The sequence below is a fragment of the Paraburkholderia sp. LEh10 genome (assembly GCF_017814945.1).
GTDB lineage: Bacteria > Pseudomonadota > Gammaproteobacteria > Burkholderiales > Burkholderiaceae > Paraburkholderia.
Window position 1 is genome coordinate 1 of sequence record NZ_JAGIPX010000130.1, and the last position, 9534, is coordinate 9534.

At 55.7% G+C, this 9534-nt stretch carries 9 protein-coding genes and 4 pseudogenes; 6 read left to right on the forward strand and 7 right to left on the reverse strand.

Annotated features, from left to right (window positions below; genetic code table 11):
- Positions 1-201, forward strand: a 201-nt coding sequence (locus tag J8I87_RS42415) for a hypothetical protein (protein ID WP_209938533.1), incomplete at its 5' end; no start/stop codon positions are given.
- Between the two features lie 162 nt (positions 202-363).
- Here the strand turns inward: J8I87_RS42415 and J8I87_RS42420 are convergent.
- From J8I87_RS42420 to J8I87_RS42435, 4 genes are all read right to left on the reverse strand, one after another.
- Complete coding sequence (locus tag J8I87_RS42420) at positions 364-855, reverse strand: GNAT family N-acetyltransferase (protein WP_209938536.1); 492 nt, start codon at positions 853-855, stop codon at positions 364-366.
- 176 nt (positions 856-1031) lie between these two features.
- On the reverse strand, positions 1032-2036 hold the full coding sequence (locus tag J8I87_RS42425) for a PLP-dependent cysteine synthase family protein (RefSeq protein ID WP_209938537.1): 1005 nt from the start codon (positions 2034-2036) through the stop codon (positions 1032-1034).
- Complete coding sequence (locus J8I87_RS42430; RefSeq protein ID WP_209938540.1) at positions 2033-3400, reverse strand: hypothetical protein; 1368 nt, start codon at positions 3398-3400, stop codon at positions 2033-2035. The genes J8I87_RS42425 and J8I87_RS42430 overlap by 4 nt, the downstream gene beginning before the upstream one ends.
- Before the next feature lie 7 nt (positions 3401-3407).
- Positions 3408-3821, reverse strand: coding sequence for a ParB N-terminal domain-containing protein (locus tag J8I87_RS42435; protein WP_209938542.1), 414 nt, complete (start codon positions 3819-3821; stop codon positions 3408-3410).
- Positions 3822-4066: 245 nt separating this feature from the next.
- On the opposite strand from J8I87_RS42435, the pseudogene J8I87_RS42440 reads away from it, so the two are divergent.
- Positions 4067-4365 (forward strand): annotated as a pseudogene (locus tag J8I87_RS42440) (IS3 family transposase); the annotation flags it as partial.
- A gap of 197 nt (positions 4366-4562) precedes the next feature.
- Here J8I87_RS42440 and J8I87_RS46580 read toward each other — a convergent pair.
- Positions 4563-4688, reverse strand: a pseudogene (locus tag J8I87_RS46580) (IS110 family transposase); the annotation flags it as partial.
- Between the two features lie 74 nt (positions 4689-4762).
- Between J8I87_RS46580 and istA the strand changes: the two are divergent.
- Positions 4763-5311, forward strand: a pseudogene (gene istA / locus J8I87_RS42450) (IS21 family transposase); the annotation flags it as partial.
- Between the two features lie 110 nt (positions 5312-5421).
- On the opposite strand, the pseudogene J8I87_RS42455 reads toward istA, so the two are convergent.
- Positions 5422-5643, reverse strand: a pseudogene (locus tag J8I87_RS42455) (recombinase); the annotation flags it as partial.
- Positions 5644-5807: 164 nt separating this feature from the next.
- Between J8I87_RS42455 and J8I87_RS42460 the strand changes: the two are divergent.
- Genes J8I87_RS42460 through J8I87_RS42470 form a run of 3 tightly spaced genes read left to right on the forward strand, consistent with a single transcriptional unit; the run spans position 5808 to position 8982 of the window.
- A complete protein-coding gene (locus J8I87_RS42460) occupies positions 5808-7046 on the forward strand; it encodes a site-specific integrase (RefSeq protein ID WP_209938544.1) in 1239 nt (412 codons plus the stop codon).
- Positions 7043-7987 (forward strand): tyrosine-type recombinase/integrase, encoded by a 945-nt coding sequence (locus J8I87_RS42465; RefSeq protein WP_209938546.1) that lies wholly within the window; start codon positions 7043-7045, stop codon positions 7985-7987. The genes J8I87_RS42460 and J8I87_RS42465 overlap by 4 nt, the downstream gene beginning before the upstream one ends.
- Positions 7984-8982: a site-specific integrase gene (locus J8I87_RS42470; RefSeq protein ID WP_209938547.1), complete on the forward strand. Its 999-nt coding sequence runs from the start codon at positions 7984-7986 to the stop codon at positions 8980-8982. The genes J8I87_RS42465 and J8I87_RS42470 overlap by 4 nt, the downstream gene beginning before the upstream one ends.
- Before the next feature lie 193 nt (positions 8983-9175).
- On the opposite strand, the gene J8I87_RS42475 is transcribed toward J8I87_RS42470, so the two are convergent.
- Positions 9176-9496, reverse strand: a complete 321-nt coding sequence (locus J8I87_RS42475; RefSeq protein WP_245254585.1) for a tyrosine-type recombinase/integrase — start codon at positions 9494-9496, stop codon at positions 9176-9178.
- Positions 9497-9534: the final 38 nt, after the last annotated feature.

Genomic DNA, 9534 nt, shown 5'->3' on the forward strand with positions numbered 1-9534 from the left:
ATCCAACTTTCGGGCATCGTTTTTTCTCTTCATGCTCGTATAACGCATCACGCACTATTTGGTGCACACGTCAGTAAGAAGGCTCCGATATCAATTGCGTATTGCTTCAGCTTCTCCAAGAAGTGTCCTTCCGCTCGTATTCCACCGGCGCTGCCCATCATCGGCCCGACAATTATTGCAGCGATTTCGCAAGAATCTTGATTTATAGCCTCAAGCACAGTTGTGGCATCGTTAGAATGCGCAAGAATCACATCGTTCAGGTTGTAGAGATAATCTTCGCGTCAGCGCGTTCGCCGACTTTCGGGGTTGGCCGGAACACAAGCCTCGTGCTCTTGTTCTTTAGGTATTCGTTGGTCTCCGATACTAGTGGTTACTAGTAATTCTGTATTCAAGAATTTTCTGAAGGCCAGATGAGCCGCAACAGGTGGCGCCCGTATCCCGGAAGCCAATTTTCAGATAGACCTCTTTAGCTTTCGTATTTCGTACGTTCACCCCTAGCATCAGACGGTTGCTGTACGGTCGATTTTTTTGTATCCATTGAGCGGCAAGTTCAATCGCTGCCCTGCCATACCCGTTGCCTTGATGTGATCGATCGATTCGAAGGCTGTGCAAGGTGACCACGCCTAGCGGCGCCCATGCTGGCAAGGCGGCTTGTTCTCGGAGAACAAAAAACCCGATTATCTGCTCGCAGTCCACGATGGAGAACGGATGGACCCATTCAGGGCATGTGCTGTTTCGAAGTTTGCAAAATATCAAATCGAACGGGGAAACGAACTGCTCCTGCTCTGGATGCAGAGTCAGATGGTTGATCGTGGCACGATCGGCTGAAGACAATAACCGCAGCTTCACACTCATTATCGAACCTCCAACATTCGGCATTCTCGGTGAATTCATCTTTTCCATTAAGACAAATTAATCCTCAAGGCTCAAGGCAGGCTGATTACACCAGCCGCATTATTGAATTAAGCTGGGTATGTTCAATAGATGACAGGTGGTATTGAAAATGCATTTTCAGAGTCCATAATCGTTTTTCAACGATGTGCCGCAACGGGCATGTTGTCGATGAGGTCACCAAAATGCTCTTCAACGTCGACTGTTTGAATGCCGTGACTCAACAACCACTCCGGATCAAAAATCGTATCCAAGTACTTGGTGCCGCTGTCGCACGCTAGTGTCACGATGCGTGATCCTATCGGTGCTTGGCGAGCCACGCTCAACGCCTCGTGAATCGCCCCTCCCGTTGAACCTCCAACCAGTAAGCCGTGCCGCTTGGCTAAATAGTGGCAAACCGAAAAGGCCATGTCGTCAGTCACTTTCCGGCCCGAATTTATTACGTCGTAGTCAATCACCATCCCGACGTCAGCGCCTTCGGGTGTCCCCGTGCCCGATTGGTGGTAAGGTCCGCCCTGTCCCCCAAAGATGATACTGCCGACAGGTTCGACGCCAATTACTTCAAGTTCGGGAATATGCATTCGCAGTTGGCGTGCGCAGCCACAAAGTGATCCGCCGGTCCCGATAGCGCAAACGAAATGCGTTATTGTCGGGCCGAGATCCTCTAGCAACTCAGCAGCCAATCCAACATAGCCTCTGGCATTAGCGGGATTATTGTGCTGCTCGGTCCAATAGGCGCCCTCTTCCATGGATTTTCGCATGGCTTCCCGGTCGCGCATATCAGTTGCTAGGAGACCATCGTCACCGCCAACGATCTGGACCTTGCTACCGAATGCACGCACCGTTAGAACCTTATCGGGACTTGCGTGGGAGTCCATAAGGGCTGTGAAATTGATCTTGCGGACGGCCGATATCATAGCCAGCGCACTGGCGGTATTCCCTGATGAGGATTCGACAATGTCGTCAGTATGTTGATTTCGCTTGGCGGGGCGGCTGTCAATCATGCTCAAAGCCATCCGGTCTTTCATGGACCCGGTTGGATTGAACATCTCTAGCTTGATATAAAGGCTGACTTCACCGCCTCGTAAAGGGACGAAGAGTAGTGGTGTATGACCAATAGTCTCGAGAATGCTATTGACTATCATCGATCTGGTCCTATTCTTGGGGTCGTTTCATCGGCAAATATGCGCCATCCTACCGGATGCCGGACGGCAGCAATCTTTTTGGGCAATGGAATTCGGTGAAACGAACTTTCATTAGAATCCATTTGGTAGCCTGCGGTGTTAATGAAGATTACGAGATCGCCAGGAACAATACCTCCCTCAATTGTCAGACCCCGCCACCGAATAACGTCCGACTCAAGACAACTTCGTCCAACAAGAAAGTAAAGTGCGTTTTTTGGCGTCGCCGCTGTCGGCGCCTGTTTTTTGCGCCGCAGAATGATGGGAGCTGGCACAAAATCGGCGCCAAACCAAGTTTCGGAAACTGAGAATGACATCCCATCGAGCACCACGGCATATCGACTGTTTCCAAGATGCTTGATGTCGATTACACCGAATGCACTGATTCCGCACTGGTCGAGAAGTGACCGGCCCGGCTGCAGTAGAATTGGTAGCCGGTGATCTTCCAGAAAGCTTCGATCTGCTCGATCGGCAAGCGCGGCTTGAATCACCGCAGCGGCGTGATCGGCTCCGGCAAGCTCGGGTGCGTAAGGATATTCGCCGTGTCTTGCCATGCCCTTCCAATGGACACCATGTCCGTATGCAACTGGATCAAACGTCTCAAGGTAGCGAACTGGATATCCTCCACCGATATCGATGCCACCGGGCACCAGGCCCTCGGCGGAGATTCGCCGCAGAAACGCAATGCCGGAGCGCAACTCTTCTGTGCGCGTCTCTGCTTTATAGTCGTTGATATGAAAAGAAACGCCTACTCGCTTCACTTTGGCTTTTCGAAGTAACGGCAGACACGCTATCAACTGTTCCGTGGACATTCCAAACCGTGAACCTGGATCGCTCTTGGGTCGGGCACGCAGGAAAAGACGATCGACAGTTCCAGCAGTGTCCGCTAATGCGAGAATGCGCATCAACTCTTCGGTGGAGTCGACGTGAATCGCCACATCATGACGTATACACAGACTGACTTCGTAATTGGACTTGGCCGGACCGGTCATCGACATACGCGCCCCGGGAACCAGGTTCATGAAGGCGGAAGCCATTTCCTCGGACGATGAGACGTCGGCCCCTGCACCAGCCGCAGCAAATGCTCGAAGGAGCGAGCGCGACTTGCATGCCTTAAGCGCAAACTGAACATGACAATCGCTGTAGACCTTGCCCAATTCCTTTTGCCATTGAACATAGTTCTTGTTTGCTTGATATGGGAATACTATATGCAGCGGTGAGCCGAACCCGTCGACCCAAGCCTCAAGTTCCGACTGGCTATTGGATAGATCGCTAACCCAATCTCCGAGTAGAGGTTTGGGTTCGCCGAAAGAGTATGTCTCAATCATGACGGCCTCATCTCAACTCGTCCAGACTAATTGCGCAACCCGGCACAGTAATATTTAACCTGTGGCGGGTGGTCTTGAAGCTCATTAAATTCCCAGAAAGACCAGCCTCGATAATACGATCCGCAACAACGGGCTCCGAACTGGCCCAATAGGTCACCTGCAAGTTTGGATCATCGTAGGATAGTAAGATACATGGGACAACTGATAACCCTAGCGACTTAGCACAAGAATGACGATGATGATCATCCATGATAATGCAATGGCGGTGCTCAACGAAAATAGGTGTGGTCCATCGGTTATCTTCGGCGATTATTTTGGCCAGCGTCTCAGCACGCTGGGCGTTGATTTCTTCACTCGGTCGAAGTCGACTGATTGGTACCTTGACCACGGGGTAATTCGATAACGTCTTTTCAAACGACATGGCTTTCTCCTCAATTGCTACAGCTCCGTCCGGGGGCTGCAAGTCCTATGCCACGGAACGTCGTCGTTTTCGATCAAGAAGAACAGTGGGGCATCCGGCGCGCTAGTGGCCTTTGATAACGATTGTTTCAATTGTCGCCTTTTCGACATTGTCCACATTATCGAAGCAGGCCAAAGTGAATACGACGCACCAGTGCGCCGGGCAGCGCCGTTGAAAACACGTCGATTTGACGTACCCGTGTATGGCTGGCCGATGCGCAGTTGCTCACGTCGATTCGGACGATTCATGCGGAGGTCAAAGGCGCCTATGGCTCACCACGCATGACCGAAGAGGTTTGCTCTCGCGGCTTCCAAGCCAGCAAGGCGCGGGTAGAGCGCCTGATGAGCGTCTACGGTATCCGAGCCCGCCACAAATGCTGTTATCGCGTGACAACCGATTCTCGGCACAAGCGGCCGGTGGCGGCAAACGTGTTGAATGGAAACTTCACGCCGGCCGACCCAATCTGGTATTTACATCGGACATCACGTACATCTGGGCCGACGAATTGGGTAGCCGCGTTTCCGTGCGGAAACGCAGCCCCCGACGAACCGTACGTGCAAGCTTTCCCCGCATACGGCTCGAGCACAGCATGAAGCGTCGCACTGACGCCGGTCTCGCCAGCTACACGAGCACCTTCGCAAGCATCACGCTGTTGATTCGCCTCATCGCTGAGATGAAGGGCGCTGAGGTTTGGTGCCGCCGTCATACCTCCGGTTGGGTTGTGCGTGGAAGGGCCAGTGACATCGCAAGCCGACCGATGTCCCAGATGAAGCCCGCCAGTTCGCGGGCGATGGCAACGACTGCAATGTTCTTCTGCTTGCTGTTAGCGCCGATGTGAAACTGACCCACCCGCCGAGGTAAACCTGACCCACCTGGGAGAGGATGGCGGCTTTTTGCCGCCGATGCTGACTCAGGAGCAAGCAGTGGAAATCAAGGTATTGGCAAGACGGGGAACGGCCGTACGGGAGATAGCGCGACAGACGGGCCTGTCACGCAACACGGTGCGTCGCTATCTGCGCGACGACCAGGCTGGCCGCTACAAGCAACGCGAGCCACGCCCGACGAAGCTCGAGCCGTTCAAGGACTACGTGCTCGAACGTGTTGCCGCCGCGCGCCCGCACTGGATTCCGGCGACAGTGCTGCATCGGGAACTGCAGGAAGCTGGCTACGAAGGGGGCATCAGCCAGCTCAAGGCGTTCCTGGCGCCGTACAAGCGCCATGAAGCGGAGCCGGTGGTTCGGTTCGAGACACCGCCGGGCAAACAGATGCAGGCCGACTTCACGGTCATCCGTCGCGGCCGTGCGCCGTTGCTGGCGCTGGTGGCGACGCTTGGATACAGCCGCGCGAGCTTCGTGCGCTTTACCGCTGGCGAGGACGCCGCAACGCTGTGCGAGTGCCTGCGCGAAGCGTTCGTCTACTTCGGCGGCACACCCGAGCACGTGCTCTACGATTTTGTGGCTGGCCACAAAATCTATGTTTTGTGCCCTGACTCCTTTTGTGCCCTGGCGGCCTGAGAAGCGCACCAGCATTAACGAGTCACCGGCCGCTAGGCACATAAGCTTCAAAGCGATTGCAGCCAGTTCATCAGGTCTTTGTCTTGGTGCCATCCGTCGCGAGGCGGGGATGCCGCCGAAGCCGTCGGAGGCATGCATGCTGCGAGAGCGGCTTGCTTGGTTCGCATCGTGATCTCGGCGTACCGATTAGTTGTGTCGAGACTGACATGACCGAGCCAGGCACGGATGACGTTGGATTCAACTCCCGACTCCAGCAATCGAACCGCGGTCGTGTGCCGACTATCTCTTGATAGAGATAGTCGACACTATATTCCCTCTCGAATTATGTCTTGTAATCGCGTGACGGCGCGCTTTTTAGGCCGAACGGCCGATGCCAGATAGAGATAATCTTTACTCCTTCCACCCGCTCCCCACGCCGGGGAAGGAGGTCAACGTGAAGTACACTATTCATGATCAGGTCACGCTCTCTCAGGTGCCAGAAGGGCCGCTTGCAGCCCATTTGGTATCGTTTGCGGATGCGATCAGCTCCCAGGGATACAGCGCACAGTCCATGAAGCAGCAGGTACGTATCGCCGCATGCTTTAGTCGATGGCTTAAGAAGACAGGCGTCAGCGTAAAGGACATCTGCTACGACCACGCGACACGGTATTTGCGCTATCGCGCCCGGCATGTGCAACCTTACCTTGGAGATCGGGCTGCACTCCGTCATCTCATCGATTTTATGCGCAGTGAGGGCGTGATTCCCGTCGAGAAGACAGCAACACGTCGGGCGCCACCTACGGAGATCTGGGCACAGGCATACGCAGAATACTTGCGCGACGCTAAGGCTCTTGCCGCAACGACGGTCATTAATTACGTGCCATTCATCCGCGATTTTCTCCACCATTGCTTCGGTGACGGGAGGGTCAACTTATCGCGCCTACGTGCCGTGGATGTCGTGAGCTTCGTGCAGTTCCGTGCACCAAGTTTGCATTTGAAGCGAGCCAAGCTAATGACCACTGCACTGCGCTCCTTTCTACGCTATGCGCGCTATCGCGGCGACGTTACGCTGGATCTGGCTGCCGCCGTTCCGGTCGTCGCCAACTGGTCGATGCCGTCAATTCCTCGAGCGATTTCTGCTGAGCAGACGCGGCGACTGCTGGCTAGTATCGATAGACGGACCTCGGTTGGGCGTCGTGACTACGCCATCCTGCTCCTGCTCGCGCGATTGGGGTTACGCGCTGGTGAGGTGGCTTTTCTCGAACTCGACGACATCAACTGGAGCGCGGGCCAGGTGAGCGTCCGCGGCAAGGGCGGGCAACGCTGCGAGCTACCCTTACCCGCCGACGTCGGCAAGGCGATTGCCGCATATTTGCGGTACGGGCGTCCTCATAGCGCCAGTCGCCGCGTATTTTTGCGCGCAAAGGCGCCCATCACAGGTTTTCGTGGGCAAAGTGGCGTCGGCTCCCTCGTCCGGAATTCGCTTCAGCGCGCTGGCATCGACGCACCCACGATGGGTGCCCATCAGTTCCGCCACGGCCTGGCCACCCAGATGTTGAGCCGTGGGGCCTCGCTCAGCGAGATCGGCGAGGTATTGGGACATCATCATCCACAAACAACGAAGATCTATACGTCGGTAGACATCAAGGCATTGCGCACACTTGCTTTGCCCTGGCCGGGAGGTGTGCGATGAACACACTTCGGCAAGCCGTTAAGGAGTACATCGATCTGAGGCGCAGCCTGGGATTCAAGCTGAGAGAGGCAGGCAATGCGCTACCAGATTTCGTCGCGTTTATGGAACGGCATCGTGCTCCCTACGTTACCCAGGCATTGGCTCTCGCGTGGGCTCAACAGCCATCGGATGTCCGGCCCGCGCAATGGGCGCAACGTCTGAGCTATGTACGACAGTTTGCGCGCCATCGCAGTGCTACCGATCTCCGCACCGAGATACCAGCGCCAGGCTTGTTACCGTTTGTACCGAAGCGGGCTAGACCGTACTTATATTCGACCAGCGAGATCTGCGCATTATTGCAGGCTGCACTCCAAATGCGATATCGTTATGAACGGGGTGCCCTGCTGCCGTGGACCTATCATTGTCTGTTCGGATTGCTGAGCGTATCAGGAATGCGTCTGGGTGAAGCGCGCAATCTCGAGCTACAGGACGTGGATCTGACCGCGGGGATATTGACTGTCCGCGGAGCGAAACTAGGCAAGACGAGATTGGTTCCTTTGCATGCCTCGACCTGCGAGGTGCTCGCAAACTATATCGCAAAACGCCAACGTCATTGGGCGGGGCGACCGGTATCCTCGTACCTGTTCGTGTCGAGCTGGGGCAACCGGCTGGACAGCGGTCAGATTCATCGCGTTTTCTATGCGTTGTCGCGGCAGATCGGCTTGCGCGGTGAGTCAGACAGTCACGGGCCGCGTCTGCACGATATGAGGCACGTGTTCGCAACCAACACACTTGTACGCTGGTACCGGTCCGATCAGGATCCCGAGCGTCGCCTACCAATCCTGTCGGCCTACCTCGGTCATGTCCACGTTGAGGATACGCAGTGGTATTTAAGCGCCTCGCCCGAACTGATGCGTGAGGCGATGCGTCGACTCGAACAACGCTGGGAGGACGTGCAATGACTACTTCAGCGACGTTCGCTCCACTACTGGAACTCTTCTTCACGCAGCGCCTGATGCAGCAGCGTCAGGCGAGCCCTTACACCATCACCTCCTATCGCGATACCTTTCGGCAACTTCTGAAGTTCGTGCAGCAGCGTTTGCATAAGCCGCCGTCCCGGCTTAACTTCGAAGACATCGATGCGCCTTTGATTGTCGCGTTCCTCGATGAACTCGAGAAGCACCAGGGTGTCAGCGTTCGCACTCGCAATCTACGCCTCGCGGCAATTCATTCCTTCTTTCACTACGCAGCCCTCGAAACTCCGGCTCATTCGGCGCAGATCCAGCGGGTGCTTGCTATCCCTAGCAAACGCTTCACGCGTACACTGGTCCACTTTTTGACGCGCCCTGAAGTCGACGCCTTGCTAGCCGCGCCTGATCAAGGCACCTGGTCTGGCCGGCGCGATCACGCCTTTATGTTGGTCGCCGTACAGACCGGCCTTCGCCTGTCCGAGATGACCGGTCTCAAACGTGAGGACCTGATCCTTGGCGCAGGTGCTCACGTGCGGGTGATCGGGAAAGGTCGGAGAGAGCGCTGTACACCCATCGCGAGATCCACACGCGCCGTACTGAAAGCGTGGTTGCGAGAACCACAACGTGGTGATGGCACGGTTCTGTTTCCCAGCGCGCGGGGTGAACGCCTCAGCGTCCATGGCGTGCAGTACCTGCTAACCAAGCACCGCAAGACCGCCTGTGAAGTCTGCCCGTCGTTGAAGCAAAAACGGGTCACCGTCCACTGTTTGAGACACACCATGGCCATGGACCTTCTGCAACAAGGCGTTCGTCGCTCGGTCATCGCGTTGTGGCTCGGGCATGAATCGGTTGCGACAACGGAGATCTATATCGAAGCGACCCTTGCGATGAAAGAACAGGCCCTTGAGAAGGCAACTCCGCGACACGGCAAGCCTGGACGCTTCAAGCCGACAGACGAGCTTCTCGACTTTCTGAACAGTCTTTAGCGGCCTGAAATTATGTCGGGTAATAACTTGGGCACGTCTGGCACATCTGCTTTCGACATGCACCGTTCGGGTAGATCGTCGAAGTTCAATCGTGCCGCCCGACATAATTCGGAAGGGTATATAGTGCCGACTATCTCTTGATAGAGATAGGAGGCACACACTCGCGACACGGCTGCTGCATGAACAGACTCCTTCATGACATTCTCCCTGGCCAGGGAAGCGCCACAGCATCAAGGCTTCGACGATCGATCTTTGCATAGACCGCTGTCGTATCGATGCTTCGATGGCGAAGTATGTCCGCAACTTCCTTCAGCGAGGACCCCGATCGAAGCAGCCGTCTGGCGACGCTGTGCCGAAGAAGATGACTCCCAGTTCGATTGGTCAACCCGGCGCGAACATACGCGGCATGCACCGCCTGATGGACTCGGCCCGTCCCCAGTGGCGAATCGACCGGCGCATAATGCCGTACAAATACGCCTCTTTTGAAATCCGAGTGGGTGGTTTTGCGGGTCAAGGGCGGGCGTGAGCCCGGCGTAGCGAACCCTTGAGGCG

Coding starts and splice junctions, on each gene's coding strand:
- J8I87_RS42420 (WP_209938536.1), bottom strand. CDS start 855: ATGAGTGTGAAGCTGCGGTTATTGTCTTCAGCCGATCGTGCCACGATC.
- J8I87_RS42465 (WP_209938546.1), top strand. CDS start 7,043: ATGAACACACTTCGGCAAGCCGTTAAGGAGTACATCGATCTGAGGCGC.
- J8I87_RS42435 (WP_209938542.1), bottom strand. CDS start 3,821: ATGTCGTTTGAAAAGACGTTATCGAATTACCCCGTGGTCAAGGTACCA.
- J8I87_RS42470 (WP_209938547.1), top strand. CDS start 7,984: ATGACTACTTCAGCGACGTTCGCTCCACTACTGGAACTCTTCTTCACG.
- J8I87_RS42430 (WP_209938540.1), bottom strand. CDS start 3,400: ATGATTGAGACATACTCTTTCGGCGAACCCAAACCTCTACTCGGAGAT.
- J8I87_RS42425 (WP_209938537.1), bottom strand. CDS start 2,036: ATGATAGTCAATAGCATTCTCGAGACTATTGGTCATACACCACTACTC.